Raw genomic sequence first — 22769 nt, 5'->3', positions numbered from 1 at the left:
CCGCGCCGGCCATGATGCCTTATCGGAACCGACATGCCTGCCACTTCTCCTTCCGATCTCGCGATCGTCATCGTCAATTACCGGACGGCGGATTATGTCATCCGCTGCGTGGACTCGCTCGTTTCGGAACGAGCACAGGCAGGGCCGTTCGAGGTCATCGTGGTTGACGGTGGCTCGGCTGACGGGTCGGCAGAAAAACTCACCGAGCATTTCGCTCAACCTGAGTGGCAGGATTGGGTGACGGTGCTGCCGCTGGAGCGCAACGGCGGCTTTGGCTGGGCCAATAATCAGGCGATGTTGCGGCTGCTCCAGCGCCCGGCGCCGCCGGCCTTCATTCATGTGCTGAATCCAGACACGCTGGTCCAGCCCGGCGCGATCACGGCCTTGCTGGAGGCCATGCACGCGCGCCCGCGCGCCGGGGCCGTCTGCAGCCGGCTGCTGGAGCCGGATGGCGCGCTGGCGGGCTCCGCCTTTCGCTTCCCGACGCCGGGCCGGGAGTTCGTCCGGGGATGTGGCATGGCCAAGCTCGGGACGATGCTCGGCATTGCACCGACTTTGGTCGAGGGTGACGCGCCTGTCACGGCAGACTGGCTCACCGGCGCCAGCGTCCTGTTCCGCAGTGCCGCGCTTTGGGAGACCGGATTGTTCGACGACGGCTTTTTCCTGTATTTCGAGGAAGTCGAACTGATGCACCGCATGGGCCGCGCGGGCTGGGAGATGTGGTTCGTGCCGGGCAGCCGCGTGATCCATATTGCCGGAGCCGCCACGGGCGTCGCGAGCGGGGCGCAGGTCGCGGTGCGGCCCTATCCGGCTTATCGTTTCGAGGCGCGGCGGCGTTATTTTGTGCGCACCGGCGGCGTTGCGCGGCTGTTCTGTGCCAACCTCGCTTGGCTTGCCGGGCGGGCGCTCGCGCTGGCGCTGCGCCCGCTGCGTGGGCCGAGGACCGACGCCGTTCCGCAGGAGGTGTCGATGACGTTGCGGCATGGCTTCTGGCCCAAGCGGGCGGATGGGCGCGCCTCCATCCCCCGGTGGGATGAGCCTGCAGGCCGCGCGCCGGGCTGGACCGCGCCATGAGCGTTGTGGTGCCGCGCACGGGCATCGTGGCGATTGGCCGGAACGAAGGCGAGCGCTTGAAACGCTGCCTCAGAAGCGCGCCGGCCGATTGTCCAGTGATCTATGTCGACTCGGGTTCGACCGACGGCAGCATCGCCTTCGCGCAGAGCCTCGGCATCGGCGTGGTGGAGCTGGATGTCGCGACGCCTTTCACTGCGGCGCGTGCGCGCAATGCCGGATGGCGGCGCCTGCTGGCGGATCATCCCACGCTCGATTTCGTTCAGTTCGTCGATGGCGATTGCGAACTTGCGCCGGACTGGATCGGTCGGGCCGAAAAGGCGCTGGATGCCGAGCCGAGCCTGTGCGCAGTCTTCGGGCGGCGTCGCGAGCGCTTCCCCGCCGCCAGCTTCTACAACGCGCTGTGCGACGATGAATGGAATGTCCCTATTGGGCTGGTCGAGGCCTGTGGTGGCGATGTGCTGTTCCGCGTGGCGGCTCTGTCGCAAGCCGATGGCTATGACGGCAGCCTGATTGCCGGCGAAGAGCCTGACCTTTGCCTGCGTCTGGGCCGGATGGGCTGGCAGGTGCGGCGGATCGACGCGGAAATGACGCTGCACGATGCCGACATTCACCATGCGCGCCAACAATGGCTGCGCGCGCGCCGGGCCGGCTATGCCTTTGCAGAGCATGTCGCGCGCCATGGCGATGCGGCATTTCCGAGCTGGCGCCGCCAGCGCAATAGCATCCTGCTGTGGGGCGGTGTCATCCCGCTCCTCATCCTGGGTGCGATCCTGCTCGGGCTGATATCGGGCACTGCGCCGCTGATCTGGGCTGCGCTTGTGATGCTGCTGATGTATCCCGCGCAGGTCGTGCGGATCGCGGCCCGCAAGCGCGCGGCGGGGTCGCCCCTGCGCTTCGCCATGGGCTATGGTCTGTGGATGATGCTCGGCAAGTTCGCGCAATTCGGCGGTTTGGCGCGCTATCATCTGCGCGCGCGGGGGGGAGGGCCTGCCCGGCTTATCGAATATAAGGGCGCAGAAGGGAGTGCGCGGCCATGAGCTTCAAAGACATGTGTCAGCTCGTGCGCGAGGATTATGCCGCGCATGGGCGCGAATGGACCCGGCCGGGTTTCCGCACCTTGTTCTGGCACCGGTTCGGCAACTGGCGGATGACGGTACGCTCCAAGCTGATGCGGGCGCCGCTCAGCATGATCTATCGCTGGGGCTATCGGCATTGCCGCAATGTCTATGGCATCGAGATTCCCTACACCGCGACGATTGGCCGGGGCGTGATCGTCGAGCATCAGGGTGGTATCGTGGTGCATGGGGCCAGCATCATTGGCGACGGATCGATCATTCGGCAGAACTGCACGCTGGGCTTGCGGTCCCTGCAGCGGCTGGATGAAGCGCCGATTATCGGGCGGAATGTGAATATCGGCGCTGGTGCCGTGATCATGGGCCGCGTGACGATCGGGGATGGGGCCGCCATTGGCGCGAACGCGGTGGTGATGACGGATGTGCCCCCCGGTGCCCTCGCGGTCGGTGTCCCGGCGGTGGTGAAGGTGCGCTAGGCGCTTTTCTTGCCAACCAGTCCGCGCACAGCTATAGCCACCCCCTGACGATGGCGGCCTCGCACGGGCCGCCTTTTTCTGTTTGAAAAGCCGTGCGAGGAAGGAAGAGTAGTCTTATGTCTATCACCCCGCTCATGCCCGTTTATCCCCGGTGCGATGTGCGTCCGGTGCGAGGCGAGGGCTGCTATCTGATCGGCGAGCGCGGCGAGCGTTATCTGGATTTTGCGAGCGGCATCGCGGTCAACGCGCTGGGCCATGGCCATCCGCATCTGGTGAAGGCAATTGCCGAGCAGGCCGCCACGCTCATGCACGTCTCCAACCTCTACGGCTCGCCGCAGGGCGAGGCGTTTGCGCAGCGCATTGTCGAGAACAGCTTTGCCGATACGGTGTTCTTCACCAACAGCGGCGCGGAAGCGGTGGAATGCGCGATCAAGACCGCGCGGCGCTATCACTTCGCCAATGGCAACCCGCAGCGGCACAAGCTGATCACGTTCAAAAACGCCTTTCACGGGCGGACTTTGGGCACGATCAGCGCCACCGACCAGCCCAAGATGCGCGACGGGTTCGAGCCGCTTCTGCCGGGCTTCGATTATGTCGCGTTCAACGATTTGGAGACGGCGCTCTCCAAGATCGACGATGAGACCGCCGGCTTCCTCGTGGAGACGGTGCAGGGCGAGGGCGGGCTGACCGCCGGGAAGCCCGAGTTCATCAAGGGCCTGCGCGAGGCGGCGGACAAGCACGGGCTGCTGCTGGTGCTCGATGAAGTGCAATGTGGCTATGGCCGGACCGGCAAGTTCTTTGCGCATGAGCATTATGGCGTGAAGCCCGATGTGATGGCCGTGGCCAAGGGCATTGGCGGCGGCTTTCCGCTCGGCGCCTGCCTTGCGACGGAAGAAGCCGCCAAGGGCATGGTGTTCGGCACCCATGGCAGCACCTATGGCGGCAATCCGCTGGCGATGGCGGCGGGCATGGCGGTGCTGGACGTGCTGCTCGAGCCGGGCTTTCTGGAGCAGGTCGCGGCAACCGGCGAGCGGCTGCGCGGCGCGCTGGAGCAGCTCATCCCCAATCATGACGACGTCTTCGAGGAAGTGCGGGGCCTCGGCCTCATGCTTGGCGTGAAGCTCAAGCCGCAGGTGGAGGCACGCAACTTCGTGGCGCATCTGCGCGACAATCATGGCCTGCTGACCGTGTCGGCTGGCGAGAATGTCGTGCGCATCCTGCCGCCGCTGGTGATCGAGCAGTCTCACATCGACGAAGCGATCGCCAAGCTCTCCGCTGGGGCTGCCAGCATCAAGGCAGAGGCGAACGCATCATGATCCGGCATTTCCGCAATCTCACGGACGCCGGCGGCGATGCGCTCGCGGCCATTCTCAACGATGCGATGGACCGCAAGGCGGCCCGCGCGGGCATGCCCAAGGGCGCTGTCGACAAGGACGCGCCGCTGGCGGGCCACACGCTCGCCATGATCTTCGAGAAGAACTCCACGCGCACCCGCGTGAGCTTCGACATGGCGATCCGCCAGTTGGGCGGCTCGTCGCTGATCCTGGACAGCGGCACGACTCAACTCGGTCGTGGCGAGACGGTGGCGGATACGGCGCGCGTGCTGAGCCGCATGGTCGATCTCATCATGATCCGCACCGACGATCACGCCAAGATCGAGGAAATGGCGCATCATGCGACCGTTCCGGTGATCAACGGCCTGACCGACCTCTCGCATCCGTGCCAGATCATGGCCGATCTGCTGACTGTCATCGAGCATGGCCTTGCCTTGCCGGGCAGCCAGTGGGCCTGGCTGGGGGATGGCAATAATGTGCTGCACTCGATCATCGAGGCGGCCGGGCTGTTCAAGTTCGACGTGCGCATCGGCGTGCCGGAAGGGTTCGATCCCGATCCGCGCTTTGCCGCGGCGGCGCGGGCTGGGGGCGCGACCATCACGCTCACCCGCGATGCGGTGGAGGCGGCCAGCGGCGCGGACGTCGTCGTGACCGACACGTGGATTTCCATGGGTCAGGCCGGCGGCGACGCCAAGTTGCGCGCGATGATGCCCTATCAGGTGACGCCCGCGCTGATGGCCCGCGCCAAGCCCGATGCCAAGTTCCTGCACTGCCTTCCCGCCCATCGCGGGGAAGAGGTGCTGGAAGAGGTGATCGATGGTCCGCAGTCGCTGATCTGGGATGAGGCCGAGAACCGCCTCCACGCCCAGAAGTCGGTGCTGCTCTGGGCGGCGGGCCTGATTGGCTAGGGCCAACCGACATTCAGCGCTGGCGGCCATCATCTGAATGTTGGTCGGTGCTAAACCAGACGCAGGACATCCGGCGCCGTGCCGGAGTCCCACAGGATATGCCGGGGCGCCCAACGCGCGCTCCGGCACAACCCGCACATGATCGGCGCCGGGGCACGGCGGATAGCCACGCTGTTCACGCCGCCCGAGCGGACGTCGGGGCATTTTCTGCTGATCGATGCGATGCGGGGCGTGGCCGCGCTGGTCATCATCTTCTGGCACTATCAGCATTTCTTCTACCCGCCGGGCGCCGAGCGGGCGATGGCCGGCTTCCGCCCGCAGCAGCCTTTTTTCGAGCAGGCCAGCTGGCTCTATGAGCATGGCAAATATGCCGTGCAGCTCTTCTGGGTGATATCCGGCTTCGTCTTCGCCCATGTCTATCATGGCCGGAAAAGCAGCACGCGCGACTTTGTCGTGAACCGGCTCGCGCGCCTCTATCCGCTTCACGTGCTGACGCTGCTGATCGTGGCGGGCTTGCAGGGAATCGCGCAGGCGAAATTCGGCGCATTCCTCGTTTACCAGCACAATACGCTGGGCAATTTTCTGCTGCATCTTGGTCTTGCCTCCAACTGGTGGCCGACGGTGGTCTACAGTTTCAACGCGCCGATCTGGTCGGTGTCCATCGAGATTCTTGTTTACGCGCTGTTCTGGCTGAGCCTGCCTGTGCTGTTTCGCGCGGGCGTGCTTGGACCCGCCCTGCTGGCCGCAGCGGCCATCGCCGGTTGTTTCATGTTCGAGGGCTACATCCTCCTCATGTGCGCGGCAGGTTTCTTCGGCGGCACGGCGCTGTTTGCAGTTCACGCCAATCGCACCATCTGGCTCTCCGTGCTGGTCGTTCTGCTGCTGGGGGCAGGGGGATGGACGAGCTGGGACGAAAGTCTCGACATCCGGCGCTATCTCTCTGTTCCGCTGTTCAGCATGGCGATCGTGCTTCTGGCCGCCCTGCTGGAGCCCTGCCTGCGGGCGAGCCTGTTACAGCGGACGCGCTGGCTGGGGGATGCCAGCTACGGCATTTACCTGTGGCACTTTCCCGTCCAGCTGGTGCTGCTGCTCGCTGTGCCAGGTCTGGCGACTGACCATCAGCTGGCGCGCGAGCCGGCCTTCTTTCTGATCTTTATGACCAGCGTGGTCATCATCGCGGTGCTCTCCTTCCGCCTGTTCGAGACACCATCGCGGCGCTGGTTGCGGGCCCGGCTGGAGGCGCGGCCTCATCCGTCAGCTTCCTCGCAGGCGGCGCCTTAGACTCTCGCCCCTTAGACTTTCGTGAGGGGAGTGCCTATCTAGGTGCCATGTCAGAATTCGATCCTACCCGCACAGAGGACCGCGTCCTCGGTTTCGCCCTGCCTGCCCGCAATGTCCGTGGTCGGCTCGTGCGCCTTGGCCCTGCGCTCAACGCGGTGCTCGCCGCCCATCGTTATCCGCCCGTCATCGAGAAGCTGGTGGCCGAGGCCCTCGTGTTGGCCGCTCTGCTCGGCGCTATGCTCAAGGATGATGAAGGCCAACTCACCCTGCAGGCGCAGACCGAGCAGGGTGCGGTGTCGCTGCTGGTCGCCGATTATATGGGCGGCGCGGTGCGCGGATATGCGCAGTTCGATGAGCAGCGCCTCGCCGAGTTGGGCGAGAATCCGACGCTCTTCGGTCTGTTCGGCAAGGGTTATCTGGCGATCACCTTCGATCAGGCGGTCACGGGCGAGCGCTATCAGGGCATCGTCCCGCTCGAAGGCACTGGCCTCGGCGCGGCGGCGGAGCATTATTTCGCCCAGTCCGAGCAGATCCCGAGCATCGTGAAAATCGCGGTTCGGCACGATGCGGAGGAGGGCTGCATTGGCGGTGGCATGCTCCTGCAGCATCTGCCCGAAGGCGAGGTGGGGCGGGAGCGGCTGCATGTGCGGCACGATCATCCCGATTGGGAGCATGTCATGATCCTCGGCAATACCCTGTCCGAGGAAGAACTGACCGATCCCGCACTGGGGCTGGAGGATATCGCCTGGCGCCTGTTCCATGAGGAAGACGAGATTCGCGCGCTCTCCAGCGCTGATTTGCGCAAGGGCTGCCGGTGCGACCCGGAGCGGATTCGCGGCGTGCTGGGCCGGTTCGACCCCGCCGAGCGCACCTCCATGGCCGATGAGCGCGGGGTGATCGCGGTCGACTGCACGTTCTGTTCGCGGATTTTCGATATCACCTTGGCCGAGTTGCAGGCCCCGCACTGAGGCGCACGCCCGCCGGCAAATTTGACAATCTGCGACAAGCCGTGCATTTCCATCGTTGAAATATTGCGGTAGCCGACCCCGTCGGTCTTTGCCGCCTGCGAACGAAGAAGTGGCTGAAGCGACATGGCATTCAAGGCAGCGATGCTGGCGATAGGGCTCGCGCTGGGCAGCTTGCTGGCGCCCATGTCCATGGCGCAGGCGCCGCAGGCCGGCGGGCTGGACGCGGTCGAATCGGGCGAGTGGGAGCTGCTGGAGCGCGGGAGCAATCAGGCTGCGCGCCGGATTTGCATCAGCGATGGCAGTCAGTTGCTCCAGCCCAAGCACCCCTATCGGCAGTGCGAGCGTTACCTGATTCGCCAGTCGCCGCGTGCCGTCGCGGCATCCTATGACTGTGGGGAGGGCGGCCGTGGTCGCACCGATCTGCGTATCGAAACCTCGCGGCTCGTGCAGATTTCGTCGCAAGGGGTGTCGGATGGATTGCCTTTTGCGCATGAGATGGAAGCCCGACGGGTAGGCGCCTGCCGCCCCGGTGCTGCGAGGCGCTGAAGCTGAAGACATATCTCCCCTGCTCAGAGGAGGGGCAGGGGGTGGCGGCGATGCGCCAGCATCGCTTAGCCAGAGAGTGACTTCGAAGTTGCAGCACCACCCCAACCCCTCCTCTGAAGAGGAGGGGCTAGCACTGCCGCAACGGCGCTCTCCCGCCCGAGCGCCCGCTCGCGAAACGAAATCATCTCATCCCGTGACAGGGGCAGGGGATTTGCGCTAGCGCGGGGCATCATGTCACCGATATCGTCTGCATCGCACGCCCCCATGGCGGTTGTCCTCCTTTCCGGCGGACTCGACTCGATGGTCGCCGGCGGACTGGCGCGCGAGGCGGGTTATCGCCTCGCCGCGCTCACCATCGATTATCAGCAGCGCCACCGTGTCGAGCTGGAGGCCGCCAAGCGCGTGGCGGCCGCGCTGGAGGTGGAGCGCCATGTCGTGCTGCCGCTCGACCTCTCGCTGTTCGGTGGATCGGCCCTTACCGCTGACATCGACGTGCCCAAGGAGGGCGTGGGCGAGGGCATTCCGATCACTTATGTGCCGGCGCGCAACACGATCTTCCTCTCGCTCACCCTGGGTCTGGCCGAGGTGGTGGGGGCAGAGCGCATCTACATCGGGGTGAATGCGCTGGATTATTCCGGCTATCCCGATTGCCGGCCGGAGTTCATCGCCGCGTTTCAGCATATGGCATCGCTGGCGACCAAGCAGGGCGTGGAAGGCGCGCCGGTGCAGATTGCCACGCCGCTCCAATATATGAGCAAGGCGCAGATCGCCGCCGAGGCCGCGCGGTTGGGGCTGGATGCCGGCATGAGCTGGTCCTGCTACGATCCGACGCCCGAAGGCCTGCATTGCGGCCTGTGCGATAGCTGTCGCCTGCGCGCGAAGGGCTATCAGGAAGCCGGCTTGCCCGACCCGACGCGTTACGCGACGCATCCCTGAGCCGCGCCGATGAGCTACGCCGTCAAGGAAATGTTCCTCACCTTGCAGGGGGAAGGGATGCAGGCCGGCCGCCGGGCGGTGTTCCTGCGCTTTGCCGGCTGCAACCTCTGGTCCGGGCGGGAGCAGGATCGGGCGAGTGCGATCTGCCGGTTTTGCGACACCGATTTCGTGGGGACGGACGGGGAGAATGGCGGTCGCTTCGGCGCGGCACCGGCGCTCGCGCAGGCGGTGGCCGATCTATGGGGTGATGAGACCGGCCAGCGGTTCGTCGTCATCACCGGCGGCGAGCCGATGTTGCAGCTCGATGCGGCGCTGATCGACGCGCTCCATGCCGCCGGCTTTGAAATCGCGGTGGAGAGCAATGGCACGCTGGCGGCGACGCCGGGCGTCGACTGGCTCTGCATCAGTCCCAAGGCGGGCAGTAGCGTGACGCAGCGTCGGGGCGATGAACTCAAGCTGGTCTGGCCGCAGCCTGGAATCGACCCGGCCGAGCTGCTCGGCTGGGACTTCGGCCAGTTTCTGGTACAGCCGATGGACAGCGGCACCCCGGAGGCGAATGCCGCAAACCGGGAGGCCGCCATCGCGCTGGTCCTCTCAGACAGCCGCTGGCGACTGTCCCTCCAGACCCACAAGCTGCTCGGGCTGAAGTAGAGTTATTCCGAGGCGACCGTCTCGGTGTCTTCGGAACTGGCATTGGCGGCGGGCTCGCTCGTCTGCTTGCGGCTGACGCTGCCGGCATTGCCGACCGCGCCGAGGCCATCGGCCTTCACGGCGTCAAGGTCGGTCATCGAATCGTTCACCGTGCCTTCCAGCACGTTCATGTCCCGCATTTCGACCGTGTTGCCCGGCGCATCCTGCGCGCCGTCGCAGCCCGCGAGCGCGAGACCGCCCATCGCCGCGAGCAGAAGAAGGGGAACATGGGTCTTGCGCATCAGCGGCATCCTTTCTGGTCTTCTTGGTCGTGGCCGATTTCCCGATCGGTCGAGGCCCCCTCGGCAGCACGAAGAGCCGGTCTTAAAGAGGGATGCCGCAGGGCTCAAGGGCCGTGGAACCCGACCACCCCATGGCTGCGGCCGTTCACCCGCCGTCGGAGTCAAGCGCTGCCAGCATGGCCAGCAGATGCGATTGGAGAATGGCATCGAGGTGGTGCATGTCGGCCGGGCGTCCCAGATCAGCCAGGCTGGTGACGCCCAGATCGCTGATTCCGCAGGGCACGATGCCGCTATAATGGCCAAGGTCCGGCGCGACATTGATGGAGAGGCCGTGCAGGGTCACCCATTTGCGGACCCGCACGCCGATGGCGCCGATCTTGGCCTCCGCCCCGTGCGGCCCCTGCGTCCAGACGCCGACGCGGCCATCCACGGTCCAGGCCTCGACGCCGAGATCGGCCAGCGCGGCGACCATCCACTGCTCGAGCGCGCGGACGAAGCGCCGCACATCGCGCCCGCGTCGGCCCAAATCGAGATTGAGGTAGACGACGCGCTGGCCGGGGCCGTGATAGGTATATTGCCCGCCGCGCCCCGTGACATGGACGGGAAAGACTGGTGCCAGAAGATCGGTCGAGAGCGCGCTGGTGCCGGCGGTGTAGAGCGGGGGATGTTCCACCAGCCAGATGCGTTCGCGCGCCTCGCCAGCGGCAATCGCCGCGACGCGCGCATCCATATCGGCCAGCGCGCTTTCATAATCGAGCAATCCCGGCTCGATCCGCCACTCAGGGCTGGCCGGGAAATCCTGTTCGGGGAGGGCAGGTGCGGTCATCTCGCCCGAGATGCGATCTGCGACCAAATTTGGCAAGGCATGGCTCGCCTATGGCGCGCGGGGCAGATATTGCCTATCGAGCGCGCAAACGGGAGCACAAGCGGTTGAGCAGGATCGATCTGGCAGCGATATGGGACGACGCCAAGCACATGGGCGCGGCAAACCGTGACCTTCTGGGCGCCGTGGCCGGCATGTTCATGTTCCTGCCCGCTCTGGGGGCCGAGCAGCTCGTCAAGCAGCCCGAGCCGCTCGCCGAGAATGCCACCAACGACATGATGCTGGCGCGGCTGACCCAATATGCCGAGCTGAACTGGCCGGTGCTGCTGGCCTTCGCCGCCATCTCGTCCTTCGCCGTTCTGGCGATGCACGCGCTGCTGCTGCGCGGCGAGCGACCGACGGTGCGGGAGGCTCTGGTCATGGCTCTTCCGGTCCTGCCCGGTTTCTTCCTTGCGAATCTTCTGCAGGGACTGGGCGCCATGGGCGGCTTCATGCTCTTCATTCTGCCCGGCTGCTATCTGATTGGCCGGCTGGCCTTGATCGCACCGGTCGCCGCAGCGGAGTCGCAGCGCAACCCGCTCACTATCCTCCGGCGCAGTGCCGCGTTGACGCGGGGAAATGGCTGGCGGGTCTTTGGCGTGCTCGGCCTCATTTTCATCATGATGATCGTGCTGGGGGTCGTGCTCACCTCCGTTGTGGGGGTGGTCGCCGAACTGCTGCTGCCGGCCGACATCGCCGACCTGCTGATCGCGATGGTCTCGGCGCTGGTGGAAACCGCCCGCACGGTGCTCGTCGTGCTGATCTGCGCCGCGCTTTACCGGGCGACGGCGGGTGCGCCGGCAGCCGGAGCGCCGTTCAGCTCCAGGTGACGCGCGGCGGCAGGCTCATCAGGATTGCGTCGATATTGCCGCCGGTCTTGAGGCCGAACAGCGTGCCGCGATCATGCACGAGGTTGAACTCGACATAGCGGCCGCGCCATTCGAGCAACTGCGCTTCCTGCTCCGCCGTCCATGGCAACCCCATGCGGCGGCGCACGATTCGCGGAAAGGCCTCTAGAAACGCCTCGCCCACCGCTTGGGTAAAGGCGAAGCTCTCCTCGAACGGCCCTTCGAGATGGTCGTAGAAAATCCCACCCACGCCGCGGTGAACCTGCCGGTGAGGAATGTAGAAATACTCGTCCGCCCACTGGCTGAAGCGCGGATAGTAGCTTTCATCATGCGCATCGCAGGCGCGGCGCAGCGTGTCATGGAAGTCCGCCGTGTCTTCCTCATAGACGATCGGCGGATTGAGGTCCGCGCCGCCGCCGAACCAGCGCTTGGTGGTGACCAGCATGCGCGTGTTCATGTGCACGGCCGGCACATGCGGATTGGCCATGTGCGCCACGAGGCTGATGCCGGTGGCGAAAAAGCCCGGCTGCTCTTCGCCCGCGCCGTGGATCGTCCGGGCGAATTCGGGCGAGAAGGCGCCGCCGACCGTCGAGACATTCACCCCGACCTTCTCGAACACCTTGCCCTTCATGACGCCGCGCACGCCGCCGCCACCACCGCCCTGTTCAATGGGGCCGGAGGGCTGGCCGTCGCTCTCGCGCCACCAGGACAGATAATCGAACGCCGCATCGCTGCCCGCTTCCCGCTCGATGGCTTCGAACGCCGCGCAGATCCGGTCCCGCAGGCTTTCGAACCAGGCGCGGGCGGCCAGCTGTTGATCGTCGAGGCTGTTGGGTGCGGTGGAAGTCATGCGGGGAAAAGTCCGGTCTGTCTGAGAGCTTCGCCAAGCGCGATGCCAGTTGCTACCGCGACGTTCAAGGAGCGAAAGCCGGGCGCCATGGGAATCCGCACGCGCAAAGCCGCTTGTGCGTGGATCGCCTCGGGCAGACCGGCGCTCTCGCGGCCGAGTAAGAGGATGTCGTCGCGCTGGAAGCTGGCATGGGGCAGGGGCACGCTGCCCACGCTGGTCAGCGCCACCAAGCGCGCGCCATCCTTCAGCCGCTCGGCGAGGAAGCTCTCAAAGTCGACATGCCGCGTCACATCGGCCTGCGCGCCATAATCCATCGACGCCCGGCGCAGTTGCGCGTCGGACACCGGAAAGCCGCAGGGAAGGATGATGTCGACCGGGATCTGCCAGCAGGCGGCCAGCCGCAGGATGGTGCCGACGTTGCCGGCGATATCGGGCTGATAGAGGGCGATGCGCATCCTCACCTCCTAGCCACGGCCCCTGCGCAATCCCACCCCTCTTGCGCCCGGCTGGAAAAAGGCGGGCGGGCCACGAAATTGAAGGTTGGCAAATCGCAATCAACGGCGCTATCAGGCGCCCGAACGCGCCGGGACCATCCTGGCGTGCGGTGTGTCGTATCATTCGGCGGACGAGCGGACTTCCGGCTAATAAGGAAGCCTTTCGGTTCGACCGCGCGATCGACTGGCGCCCGAATCGAGATTTCGGCGTGCACGACGCTCTCGGGCGATCGTGGACAAAGGGAGGCAATGACAAAGCATGGCCACTGAAGTGCAAGGGACGGAAGCTGTCATGGACGATGGCGAAGGCGTGCGTCGTCGCGACTTCATCAACATCGCAGCCGTGAGTTTCGCTGGTGTTGGCGGTCTCGCCGTTCTGTATCCGCTGATTACCCAGATGAGTCCGAGTGCGGACGTGCTGGCGCAGGCGACGACGGAAGTCGATCTGTCGGCAATCCAGGCCGGCCAGGCGATCAAGACGGTGTTCCGCTCGCAGCCGCTGTTCGTGCGGCATCTGACGGACAAGGAAATTGCCGAGGCGGACGCCGTCAACGTCTCCACCCTGCGCGATCCCCAGACGCTGGAAGAGCGCACGGTCGACGGCAAGAAGCAGTGGCTGATCACCATGGGCGTGTGCACCCATCTGGGTTGCGTGCCGCTCGGTGCCGGCGAGGGTGAGAACCGGGGCGAGTTCGGCGGTTATTTCTGCCCGTGCCACGGTTCGAGCTATGATACTGCCGCGCGCATCCGCAAGGGGCCTGCGCCGAAGAACCTCGTGGTTCCGCAGTATAAGTACACCTCCGACACCGCCATTCTCGTAGGCTGAGGATAAAGATAATGAGCTTTCCCTGGGCTGAGCATTACACGCCGAAGCATCCCGTGATGAAGTGGGTGGATGAGCGCTTGCCGCTCCCGCGCTTCGTCTACAACGCCGTTGGCGGCGGCTACGAAGTGCCGCGCAACCTCAACTATTTCTGGAACTTCGGTGTCCTCGCGGGCGTCGCGCTGACGATCCAGCTGATCACCGGCATCATCCTCGCCATGCACTATGCAGCGAATGCCGGCGTGGCGTTCGATAGCGTCGAGCACATCATGCGCGATGTGAACTCGGGCTGGCTGCTGCGTTATGCGCACGCCAACGGCGCGAGCTTCTTCTTCATCGTCGTTTATCTCCACATTTTCCGCGGCCTCTATTACGGATCGTACAAGGCGCCGCGCGAAATGGTGTGGCTGCTCGGTGTGGTCATCTTCCTGCTGATGATGGCGACGGCGTTCATGGGCTATGTGCTCCCCTGGGGGCAGATGAGCTTCTGGGGCGCGCAGGTGATTACCGGCCTCTTCGCCGCCATTCCGGTGGTGGGTGAGCCGATCCAGACCTGGCTGCTCGGTGGCTTCGCGCCTGGCAATGCCGCGCTCAACCGCTTCTTCTCGCTCCACTATCTGCTGCCCTTCGTGATTGCGGGTGTCATCATCCTGCACATCTGGGCGCTGCACATTCCCGGCTCGTCCAACCCGACGGGCGTGGAAGTGAAGGGGCCGCAGGATACGGTGCCGTTCCATCCCTATTATACGGCGAAGGACGGTTTCGGCCTCGGCGTGTTCCTCATCCTCTTCGCGCTGGTGCTGTTCTTCGCGCCGAATTCGATGGGCCACCCGGATAACTATATCCAGGCCAACCCGCTTTCGACGCCGGCGCACATCGTGCCTGAATGGTACTTCTGGCCGTTCTACGCCATTCTGCGGGCCTTCACGATGGATCTGGTGATCCCGTTCACCGGTATCGTGCTGGTTCCCGCGAAGCTCCTCGGCGTGATGGCGATGTTCTCGTCCATTCTGCTGCTGTTCTTCCTGCCGTGGATCGACACCTCGCCGGTCCGCTCGGGCAACTACCGCCCGCTGTTCAAGAAGTTCTGGTGGCTGCTCATTCTGGACGTGCTCGTGCTCGGCTATTGCGGCGGCGCACCGGCGGAAGAGCCCTATGTCATGATCAGCCAGATCGCTTCGGCTTATTATTTCGCGCACTTCCTGATCATCTTGCCGATCATTGCGTCCATCGAGCGGCCGCTGCCGCTCCCCGGTTCGATTACCGAAGCGGTGCTGGCCAAGGGCAAGTTCGAGGGAGAACAGTCTGCACCTCCGGGCATGGGCAGCGATACCCAGCCCACCGGCGCAGCTTAATTAAGGGGTCCGTCAATGGTTCGTGTCCTGGCCTTCCTTGTCGGCCTGTTTTTCTCCGGCATGCTGCTGCTCAGCTTCATCTGGGGTGGGGTCGCTTATGTGAGCGAGCCGCCGCAGCCCACGGCTGAGAAGGAGTTCCACCTCCACCCCGAAAAGGCTGGCTTCAGCTTTGAAGGGCCGTTCGGCAAATTCGATCGCGCGCAGTTGCAGCGCGGCTTCCAGGTCTACACGGAAGTCTGCTCGGCCTGTCACTCGATCCATCAGGTGGCGTTCCGCAGCCTCGCCGACCTTGGCTATAATGAAGCCGAGATCAAGGCGATCGCCGCGGCCCGTCAGGTGCCGTCGATCGACCCCAGCACGGGTGAACCCAGCACGCGTCCGGGCGTGCCGGCGGACAAGTTCCCGCTGGTCTATCCGAACAGCGTGGCTGCCGCTGCCGCCAACAACAACGCCATTCCGCCGGATCTTTCGCTGATCGCGAAGGCCCGTCATGACGGTGCGAACTATGTTCATGCGCTGCTGACCGGTTATCGTGAGCAGCCGGCCGAACTGCTGCGCAAGTTCCCCGACGCGAAGACGCCGGAGGGGCTGCACTACAACCCGTACTTCGCGAATCTCAACCTCGCGATGGCGCCGCCGCTGACGGCCGAAGGTCAGGTGACCTATGGCGAGGGTCAGCCCAAGCCGACCGTCGACCAGATGGCCACGGACGTCGCTGCCTTCCTGATGTGGACGGCCGAGCCGAAGATGGAAGCGCGCAAGAGCACCGGCATCGCCGTGGTGATCTTCCTGCTGTTCGCGACGGTGCTGGCTTACATGTCGTACCAGAACATCTGGGCGAACAAGAAGCACTGAGGGTTCCTGCCCGGGTCAGGAGACCCAACGAGATAAGAAGAAGGGCGGATCGCAGGATCCGCCCTTTTTTATGTGCCGATTGGTCTGAAGATTGTGCTTGCGCCAGGCGCTGCTGCGCAAGACCAGAGTCGTTGCGTCGGAGTTGGCGCCTCTCAGGCGAGGAAATCGCGAGCCCAGCGCTTGAGATCGCCGCCCATGGCATCGTCGCGACAGGCGAGCGCGAAATTGGCCTGAGCAAAGCCAAGCTTCGAGCCGCAGTCGAAGCGCTCGCCATCGAAGGTCACGCCGTGGAAGGGCTGCTGGCCGATCAGCTTCGCCATGGAATCGGTGAGCTGCACTTCGCCGCCAGCCCCAGCCTCTTGCGTCGCCAGCAGGGCCATGACCTCGGGCTGCAGAATATAGCGGCCGGGCAGCATCAGGTTGGAAGGCGCCGTGCCCAGCGCCGGCTTCTCGACCAGGCCCCGGACCTCTGTCAGCACGCCGTCGCGGGCGCCCGGATCGATAACGCCATAGCTGGGCGTTTCGTCCATCGGCACTTCAAGCGCGCAGACCAGATTGCCGCCGACTTTCTCATATTGCTCGATCATTTGGGCCAGACATCCCTTCTCACGGCCGACGAGAAGCTCGTCCGGCAGGATGATGGCAAAGGGCTCATCGCCGACAATATCACGCGCGCACCAGATCGCATGGCCAAGGCCACGGGGTTCCTGCTGCCTCACGAAGATTGCATTGCCGGGCGTCAGGCGCGTGCCTTCCAGCGCCGCGACGCTCTTGCCGCGGTCGGCTTGCGTCCGCTCCAGCTCGAAGGCGATATCGAAATGGTCCTCGATGGCGCCCTTGCCGCGCCCGGTGACGAATATCATCGTCTCGATGCCGGCTTGCAGCGCTTCATCGACGGCATATTGGATCAGCGGGCGATCGACGACGGGAAGCATTTCCTTCGGCACCGCCTTGGTGGCGGGCAGGAAGCGGGTGCCAAGCCCGGCGACCGGGAAGACAGCTTTGCGTATCGTCAAATGAACCCCCTGATTGCTCTGTCAGTCGTGGACGTGCCTATCGAGCATTAAGGTAAAGATACCGCATATTGTTCGATTGGCCGCCCCAAAGGCCGGATGAAGAGCCCCGCTTTGTGGTGGCATCCATCCAGGCCGAGGTCAGAACGGTCGGTGCGAAACTCGGTTCCGCCGAATTACCGACCGACGGCCGTGTAGGAGAAGCCGGCGTCTTCGACCAGATCGCGCGGGTAGAGGTTGCGCAAATCGATCATCACCGGCGTCTTCAGCAGCGACTTGATGCGTGCGAGATCGAGCGCGCGGAAGGCGTCCCACTCAGTGATGAACACCAGCGCATCGGCGCCGGCCATCGTGTCATAGGCATTGCCGAAATAGGTGACGTCGCGCAGCACCAGCTTGGCCTGCTCCATGCCCTCGGGATCATGGGCGTGGATCTCGGCGCCCGCGTCCTGCAGCGTCTCGATGATCGCGATGGCGGGCGAATCGCGCATGTCGTCCGTATTCTGCTTGAAGGTGAGGCCGAGCACGGCGATGGTCTTGCCACGCACTTCCCCGCCCATCGCTTGAATGACCTTTCGCCCCATGGCGCGCTTGCGCGAATCATTCACGGCGACGACCGTTTCGACGATCCGCTGCGGCGCCTCATAATCCTGTGCGGTCTTCAACAAGGCGAGCGTGTCCTTGGGGAAGCAGGAGCCGCCAAAGCCGGGGCCGGGGTGCAGGAACTTGGCACCGATGCGATTATCCAGGCCAATGCCCCGCGCGACTTCATGCACGTCCGCGCCCACCTTCTCACACAGATCGGCGATCTCGTTGATGAAGGTGATCTTGGTCGCAAGAAACGCGTTGCCGGCATATTTGGTCAGCTCGGCACCGCGCCGGCTCATTTCGATCACCGGCGAGCGGCCGATGACGAGCGGGCGATAGATCTGCCGCATCACGTCCAGCGCCCGGCGATCATCGCCGCCGATCACGACGCGGTCGGGGCGCTTGAAGTCATCGATTGCCGCGCCTTCGCGCAGGAATTCCGGGTTGGAGATTACGGCAAAATCGGCGTCGGGGTTGGTCTCCCGAATGATCCGCTCGACCTCGTCGCCGGTGCCGACAGGCACGGTGGACTTATCGACCACCACGGTGAAGCGCTTGAGGAACGGCGCGATTTCCGCGGCCGCGCCGTACACATAGCTCAGGTCCGCATGGCCATCGCCGCGCCGCGAGGGCGTGCCGACGGCGATGAAGATCGCATCGGGGTCGGCGAGGGCGTCTGCCGCTTGCGTCGTGAAGGACAGCCGGCCGGCCGCGACATTGCTGGCGACGAGATGATCGAGGCCGGGTTCGAAGATGGGGATGCGACCTTCCTGAAGGGCGGTGATCTTCGCCTCGTCCTTGTCGAAACAGATGACGTCATGGCCGAAATCCGCGAAGCACGCGCCAGAGACGAGGCCCACATACCCCGAGCCGATCATTGTAATTCTCACAGGAACACGCCCTTTTTGCCGTAATCACGGTGGATGCGCCGGCAGCCCGACGCCGCCAACAGGCGCAAGGCCTATTTAAAACTGGGCTTCAACACCAGCCAAACATAGGCCACCACGCCGACCAGCAGCAAAATCCCGGCGGCATGCATGACCATGCTGTCATGCTCGATCGCATAATTGCCGGCCTGGTTAGCAATGGCGCAGCCAAGCGCCGGCGGCAGATAGTCGATCATCCGGTCCGGCGGATTTTCCATCGACGAGCGCTGGAGGAACAGCACGATGATGCCAGCAAATATCGCCAGAGAGAGCCAGTCATAAACTGTTTCCATGCAGTCTTCTCCCGTCAGGCGGCACAATTTTGATCGCAGGATCGATCGGTTCGAAACCGCTAATTTTTCTGAAATGAAAACGCAAAGCGATTCACGATCTTTTCGTCGTATCGCTGCATAATCCCCCCATGCCAAAATGGTTCAGGCTCGGGACCGGCTGAAAATGGTCGCCTTGCATTGTGAAGATGATGCGTTACCTCGGAGCGCCCGTCCGGGCACAGGCATGGAGTGTTGCTATTGCGTAAGGGAATCATTCTGGCAGGCGGATCGGGGACGAGGCTCTATCCGCTGACCAAGGCCGTCTCCAAGCAGCTCATGCCGGTCTACGACAAGCCGATGATCTATTATCCGCTCTCGGTGCTGATCATGGCGGGCATTCGGGAGATCATGATCATCACCACGCCGCATGATCAGGCGGCGTTCCAGGCCTTGCTGGGCGATGGAAGGGCGCTGGGTCTCGACCTGCATTATGCCGTGCAGCCGGAGCCCCGTGGTCTGGCGCAGGCTTATCATATCGGTGCGGATTTCGTCGGCACGGACCCCTCCGCGCTGATCCTCGGCGACAACATCTTCTATGGCCACGGGCTCACCGAGCTATTGCAGGCCGCCAATGCGCGCGATCAGGGCGCGACGGTGTTCGGCTATAATGTCAGCGACCCCACAGCCTATGGCGTCGTCTCCTTCGATGCCGACGGGAAGGCGCAGACGATCGAGGAAAAGCCCGCGCAGCCCAAATCCAATTATGCCGTCACCGGCCTTTATTTCTACGACGGGCAGGCGGTGGAGCGCGCGTCCGGGCTGGCGCCGTCCGCTCGGGGCGAGCTGGAGATCACCGATCTCAATCGCGTCTATCTGGAAGCCGGCGAGCTGAATGTCGAGCTGATGGGGCGCGGCTATGCCTGGCTCGACACCGGCACGCATGGCTCGCTGATCGACGCGGCCAATTATGTGCGGATTACCGAGGAGCGTCAGGGCCTTAAAATCTGCTGCCCGGAAGAACTGTGCTGGCGCATGGGCTTTATCGATGATGCGCAACTGCTTGAGATCGCCGAGCCGCTGCGCAAGTCCGGCTATGGCGAGTATCTCCTCAAGCTGCTGGACGGCAAAGCCTGATGAACCTCATAGAAACGGCCATTAATGGCGTCTTCATCATCGAGCCGAAGGTTTTCGGCGACGAGCGCGGCTTCTTTCTGGAAAGTTGGAACGCGCGGGCGTTCAAGGATGCCGGGCTCGATATCGACTTCGTGCAGGACAATCACAGCCGCTCCTCGCGCGGGGTACTGCGCGGGCTGCACTATCAGCAGCCTGGCCCGCAAGGGAAGCTGGTGCGGGTTACGGCCGGCGCGGTGTTCGATGTCGCTGTGGATATGCGCCGGTCCTCGCCGACCTTCGGCAAATCGGTGGGCGTCGAATTGAGCGCGGCCAACAAGCGGATGCTCTGGGTGCCCGAGGGCATGGCGCACGGGTTCCTCTGCCTGGAGGATGGCACGGACTTTCTCTACAAATGCCGCGGCTTTTATGATCCGGGCCATGAGCACAGCCTGCTCTGGAACGACCCTGCGCTCGGCATCGACTGGCCGCTCGGCGACATCGTGCCGCAGCTTTCCGCCAAGGACATGGCTGGCAAGCCGCTGGCGGATGCGGTGACCTTCCCGTGAAGGTCATCATCACAGGGGCAGGCGGTCAGCTTGGCCAGGCGCTGCAACGATGCGCGCCTGAGGATGCGGACATTGTCGCGCTGGACCGGGCCGCGCTCGATATCGGGGACGCGGCGGCTGTTGCGGCGTGCGTTGCCGAGGTCCAACCCGCGCTTATTCTCAACGCGGCCGCTTATACCGCCGTGGACAAGGCAGAGAGCGAACGCGATCTTGCCTGGCGCATTAACGCCGACGGGTCGGGGAATCTGGCCCGTGCGGCAGCGTCAAACGGCGCGGCCCTTGTGCATGTCTCGACCGATTTCGTGTTCGATGGCACGTCTGGCACGCCCTATCGGCCGGACAGCCCCGTTGCACCGCTGGGTGTCTATGGCGCCAGCAAACGGGCAGGGGAGGAGGCGGTGCTTGCGGCGTCTCCGCAAGCCCTCATCGTGCGGACGGCCTGGGTCTATGGCGACACCGGCCATAATTTCGTGCGGACGATGCTGCGCCTGATGGCGGAGCGGGACGAGGTCCGGGTGGTCGCCGACCAGATCGGCACGCCGACTTATGCCGCCGGGCTGGCCGACGTCCTCTGGCGGTTGCAAACCGCAGGGGCAAGCGGCCTCCATCACTGGACCGACAGTGGCGCGGCGAGTTGGTATGATTTTGCCGTGGCGATTCAGGAGGAGGCCGTTGCGCTTGGCCTGCTGAACCGGGCCGTTCCGATCGTGCCGATCAGCACCCGCGATTATCCTACGCCGGCGCAAAGACCCTCTTATTCGGTTCTGGACAAGAGCAGCACCGTTGCGCACATCGGCGCACCCGCGCCGCACTGGCGCGTCCATCTTCGTGACATGCTCGGAGTGATCAAGGCGAATGGCTAATCTGCTCGTCACCGGCGGTGCCGGCTTCATCGGCGCGAACTTCGTGCATTATTGGCGCACCCATCATGCCAGCGACGTTGTCACGGTTCTGGATGCGCTCACTTATGCGGGCAATCCAGCCAATCTCGATGGCCTGAGCGATGTCGAACTGGTGGTGGGCGATATCTGTGATACGCCGCTCGTCGAGGATCTGCTGGCCCGCAAGCAGATCGACACCATCGTCCACTTCGCCGCTGAGAGCCATGTCGATCGCTCGATCACCGGGCCGGACGCCTTCGTGACGACCAATGTCATCGGCACGCACAGCCTGCTCAAGGCCGCGCGCAAGCTGTGGCTCGACACCGGCACGGGCCGTCCGCACCGCTTCCATCATGTCTCGACCGATGAGGTGTATGGCTCGCTGGGGCCGAACGATCCGGCGTTCAGCGAGACCACCGCTTATGCGCCCAACTCGCCCTATTCGGCCAGCAAGGCGGGTTCGGATCATCTGGTGCGCGCGTATCACCACACTTATGGCCTTGAGGTCACGACGAGCAATTGCTCGAATAATTACGGCCCTTATCAGTTTCCCGAGAAACTGATCCCGCTGTTCCTGCTCAACTGCCTCTATGGCCGTAATCTTCCGATCTACGGCGACGGCATGAATGTGCGCGACTGGTTGCATGTCGAGGACCATTGCCACGGCATCGAGAAGGTTCTTCAGGTCGGGCGACCGGGCGAGACCTACAATATCGGCGGCGGCCAGGAATTGCCCAATCTCACCGTTATCGAGGAGATTTGCGCGACGGTCGATCGCGCCTTCGCCGCCGATCCGAAGCTTGCCCAGCGCTTCCCCGACGCGCCTGCCGCACGGGGGCAGGCATCGGACACGCTGAAGACCTTCGTCACCGATCGCGCCGGGCACGACCGGCGCTACGCGATCGACGAAACCAAGGCGCGCTCGGAACTTGGCTATGCGCCACGCCGCACCTTTAGCGAAGGCTTCGCGCAGACGCTGGACTGGTATCTGAAGAATGAGCAGTGGTGGCTGCCGTTGCTTGAGAAGGCCGCCACTGGCCGGTGATGGGGGGAGGCGGATCTCTGATCCGCGCTATCCTTCGGGTCGCTGACCCCTCTCCCACTTCGACTAGGCAGCAGGCTGCCAAGTCTGCGCATCCCTCTCCCTCAAGGGGAGAGGGTTTGGAATGCTAAGCCATCGCGGCCTAGATTGAACTCATGACATCGGTCTGACGTCCGACGAGCCGGCCCACAACCCTCGTCACCCCGGGGTTCCGCCAGCCTTCTTGCAAACGAGGGAGTTGCAACCAAACCGTGCATTCGAGCGCCGGAATGTAATTGAGCATTAGGAAGCTGGACCCCGGGTCAAGCCCGGGGTGACGGTGGGGAACTGGGGCACTCTAGCCCCTTTAGCGAGGACAGTCCTTGCGGTGCGACCACTCAGGCGGCGCGGGACGCGTGAACTTGCCCCGTCGCTCAGTCTTCCTTGCTGAAGTAGTCCGTATATTTGCCGTAACCGCCGTAGGAATAGCCATAGGGGTCGGTCACGCCGCCATCGTAGCGGTTGAGGACGGAACCGAGGCATTCGGCGGGGTCGAGCAGGCGGATCGAATCGGTGACCTGCTTCTGGTTGGTCCGGCCCTGTTCGATCACCATCAGATAGGCATCGACATGGCCAGCGATCACCATGGCGTCGTCATTGGCGAACACGGGCGGCATGTCGAAGAGGATGATCGTATCGTCATCCAGCGTGCGCAGGGCTTTGACGAACCGGTCGAAGCGGTCGCCGGCGAGTAGCGGCATACTGTCGAGATCG

General features: G+C 64.2%; 25 protein-coding genes and 1 pseudogene. 18 read left to right on the top strand and 8 right to left on the bottom strand.

Annotated elements, in window-relative coordinates; genetic code table 11:
• Positions 1–33: 33 nt before the first annotated feature.
• The 10 genes from M2336_RS00130 to queE all read left to right on the top strand — a co-directional run bounded on the left by M2336_RS00130 (position 34) and on the right by queE (position 9247).
• Positions 34–1074 (top strand): glycosyltransferase family 2 protein, encoded by a 1041-nt coding sequence (locus M2336_RS00130; RefSeq protein ID WP_264573449.1) that lies wholly within the window; start codon positions 34–36, stop codon positions 1072–1074.
• A complete protein-coding gene (locus M2336_RS00125) occupies positions 1071–2111 on the top strand; it encodes a glycosyltransferase family 2 protein (RefSeq protein WP_264573448.1) in 1041 nt (346 codons plus the stop codon). The genes M2336_RS00130 and M2336_RS00125 overlap by 4 nt, the downstream gene beginning before the upstream one ends.
• Positions 2108–2623 (top strand): serine O-acetyltransferase, encoded by a 516-nt coding sequence (locus M2336_RS00120; protein ID WP_264573447.1) that lies wholly within the window; start codon positions 2108–2110, stop codon positions 2621–2623. Before M2336_RS00125 ends, M2336_RS00120 begins: the two co-directional genes overlap by 4 nt.
• A gap of 116 nt (positions 2624–2739) precedes the next feature.
• Positions 2740–3939 (top strand): aspartate aminotransferase family protein, encoded by a 1200-nt coding sequence (locus tag M2336_RS00115; protein ID WP_181560440.1) that lies wholly within the window; start codon positions 2740–2742, stop codon positions 3937–3939.
• Positions 3936–4865 carry an ornithine carbamoyltransferase gene (gene argF, locus M2336_RS00110; RefSeq protein WP_264573446.1) on the top strand — a complete coding sequence of 310 codons (930 nt, stop codon included), beginning with the start codon at positions 3936–3938 and terminating at the stop codon, positions 4863–4865. The genes M2336_RS00115 and argF overlap by 4 nt, the downstream gene beginning before the upstream one ends.
• A 138-nt stretch (positions 4866–5003) precedes the next feature.
• Positions 5004–6146, top strand: coding sequence for an acyltransferase family protein (locus M2336_RS00105; protein ID WP_264573445.1), 1143 nt, complete (start codon positions 5004–5006; stop codon positions 6144–6146).
• 47 nt (positions 6147–6193) lie between these two features.
• Complete coding sequence (locus M2336_RS00100) at positions 6194–7114, top strand: Hsp33 family molecular chaperone HslO (protein ID WP_264573444.1); 921 nt, start codon at positions 6194–6196, stop codon at positions 7112–7114.
• A 123-nt stretch (positions 7115–7237) separates the two neighbouring features.
• Entirely contained in the window at positions 7238–7660 is a 423-nt protein-coding gene (locus M2336_RS00095; RefSeq protein WP_264573443.1) for a DUF3617 domain-containing protein, read from the top strand.
• Positions 7661–7924: 264 nt separating this feature from the next.
• A complete protein-coding gene (gene queC, locus M2336_RS00090; protein ID WP_264573442.1) occupies positions 7925–8596 on the top strand; it encodes a 7-cyano-7-deazaguanine synthase QueC in 672 nt (223 codons plus the stop codon).
• Between the two features lie 9 nt (positions 8597–8605).
• Positions 8606–9247, top strand: coding sequence for a 7-carboxy-7-deazaguanine synthase (gene queE / locus M2336_RS00085; protein ID WP_264573441.1), 642 nt, complete (start codon positions 8606–8608; stop codon positions 9245–9247).
• 2 nt (positions 9248–9249) lie between these two features.
• Here the strand turns inward: queE and M2336_RS00080 are convergent, their stop codons facing one another.
• Entirely contained in the window at positions 9250–9528 is a 279-nt protein-coding gene (locus tag M2336_RS00080) for a hypothetical protein (protein WP_181560433.1), read from the bottom strand.
• A gap of 145 nt (positions 9529–9673) precedes the next feature.
• Positions 9674–10354, bottom strand: a complete 681-nt coding sequence (lipB, locus tag M2336_RS00075) for a lipoyl(octanoyl) transferase LipB (protein WP_264573440.1) — start codon at positions 10352–10354, stop codon at positions 9674–9676.
• A 104-nt stretch (positions 10355–10458) separates the two neighbouring features.
• Here lipB and M2336_RS00070 point away from each other — a divergent pair, with 104 nt between their 5' ends.
• The gene (locus tag M2336_RS00070; protein WP_264592464.1) at positions 10459–11220 is read left to right on the top strand and encodes a hypothetical protein; all 762 of its coding nucleotides are present in this window, start codon (positions 10459–10461) and stop codon (positions 11218–11220) included.
• Here M2336_RS00070 and hemF read toward each other — a convergent pair.
• Positions 11207–12088: an oxygen-dependent coproporphyrinogen oxidase gene (gene hemF, locus M2336_RS00065; RefSeq protein ID WP_264571115.1), complete on the bottom strand. Its 882-nt coding sequence runs from the start codon at positions 12086–12088 to the stop codon at positions 11207–11209. The genes M2336_RS00070 and hemF overlap by 14 nt on opposite strands.
• Complete coding sequence (locus tag M2336_RS00060; RefSeq protein ID WP_264573438.1) at positions 12085–12543, bottom strand: tRNA (cytidine(34)-2'-O)-methyltransferase; 459 nt, start codon at positions 12541–12543, stop codon at positions 12085–12087. The genes hemF and M2336_RS00060 overlap by 4 nt, the downstream gene beginning before the upstream one ends.
• Before the next feature lie 298 nt (positions 12544–12841).
• Here M2336_RS00060 and petA point away from each other — a divergent pair, with 298 nt between their 5' ends.
• The 3 genes from petA to M2336_RS00045 are packed head-to-tail and all read left to right on the top strand — an operon-like array spanning position 12842 to position 15615.
• Positions 12842–13408, top strand: a complete 567-nt coding sequence (gene petA / locus M2336_RS00055; protein WP_181560428.1) for a ubiquinol-cytochrome c reductase iron-sulfur subunit — start codon at positions 12842–12844, stop codon at positions 13406–13408.
• An 11-nt stretch (positions 13409–13419) separates the two neighbouring features.
• Entirely contained in the window at positions 13420–14760 is a 1341-nt protein-coding gene (locus M2336_RS00050; protein WP_181560427.1) for a cytochrome b, read from the top strand.
• A gap of 15 nt (positions 14761–14775) precedes the next feature.
• A complete protein-coding gene (locus tag M2336_RS00045) occupies positions 14776–15615 on the top strand; it encodes a cytochrome c1 (protein WP_181560426.1) in 840 nt (279 codons plus the stop codon).
• Between the two features lie 152 nt (positions 15616–15767).
• Here M2336_RS00045 and M2336_RS00040 read toward each other — a convergent pair whose 3' ends face one another.
• The 3 genes from M2336_RS00040 to M2336_RS00030 all read right to left on the bottom strand — a co-directional run bounded on the left by M2336_RS00040 (position 15768) and on the right by M2336_RS00030 (position 18435).
• Entirely contained in the window at positions 15768–16631 is an 864-nt protein-coding gene (locus tag M2336_RS00040) for a UTP--glucose-1-phosphate uridylyltransferase (protein ID WP_264573437.1), read from the bottom strand.
• A 173-nt stretch (positions 16632–16804) separates the two neighbouring features.
• Positions 16805–18106, bottom strand: a complete 1302-nt coding sequence (locus M2336_RS00035) for a UDP-glucose dehydrogenase family protein (RefSeq protein ID WP_264571112.1) — start codon at positions 18104–18106, stop codon at positions 16805–16807.
• A 71-nt stretch (positions 18107–18177) separates the two neighbouring features.
• Positions 18178–18435 (bottom strand): XrtV sorting system accessory protein, encoded by a 258-nt coding sequence (locus tag M2336_RS00030; protein WP_181560423.1) that lies wholly within the window; start codon positions 18433–18435, stop codon positions 18178–18180.
• A gap of 237 nt (positions 18436–18672) precedes the next feature.
• Between M2336_RS00030 and rfbA the strand changes: the two genes are divergently transcribed.
• Genes rfbA through rfbB form a run of 4 tightly spaced genes read left to right on the top strand, consistent with a single transcriptional unit; the run spans position 18673 to position 22019 of the window.
• Positions 18673–19548: a glucose-1-phosphate thymidylyltransferase RfbA gene (gene rfbA / locus M2336_RS00025; RefSeq protein ID WP_264573436.1), complete on the top strand. Its 876-nt coding sequence runs from the start codon at positions 18673–18675 to the stop codon at positions 19546–19548.
• Positions 19548–20093 (top strand): dTDP-4-dehydrorhamnose 3,5-epimerase, encoded by a 546-nt coding sequence (rfbC, locus tag M2336_RS00020; protein WP_264573435.1) that lies wholly within the window; start codon positions 19548–19550, stop codon positions 20091–20093. The genes rfbA and rfbC overlap by 1 nt, the downstream gene beginning before the upstream one ends.
• On the top strand, positions 20090–20956 hold the full coding sequence (gene rfbD, locus M2336_RS00015; protein WP_264573434.1) for a dTDP-4-dehydrorhamnose reductase: 867 nt from the start codon (positions 20090–20092) through the stop codon (positions 20954–20956). The genes rfbC and rfbD overlap by 4 nt, the downstream gene beginning before the upstream one ends.
• A complete protein-coding gene (gene rfbB / locus M2336_RS00010; protein WP_264573433.1) occupies positions 20949–22019 on the top strand; it encodes a dTDP-glucose 4,6-dehydratase in 1071 nt (356 codons plus the stop codon). Before rfbD ends, rfbB begins: the two co-directional genes overlap by 8 nt.
• Before the next feature lie 410 nt (positions 22020–22429).
• Here the strand turns inward: rfbB and M2336_RS00005 are convergent.
• A pseudogene (locus tag M2336_RS00005) lies at positions 22430–22769 on the bottom strand (chromosome partitioning protein); the annotation flags it as partial.

Origin of the sequence: Sphingobium sp. B1D7B (assembly GCF_025961965.1) — a bacterium.
GTDB lineage: Bacteria > Pseudomonadota > Alphaproteobacteria > Sphingomonadales > Sphingomonadaceae > Sphingobium.
The sequence above is the reverse complement of the archived record's forward strand: the minus strand, read 5'-3'. Positions and strand labels throughout refer to the sequence as shown.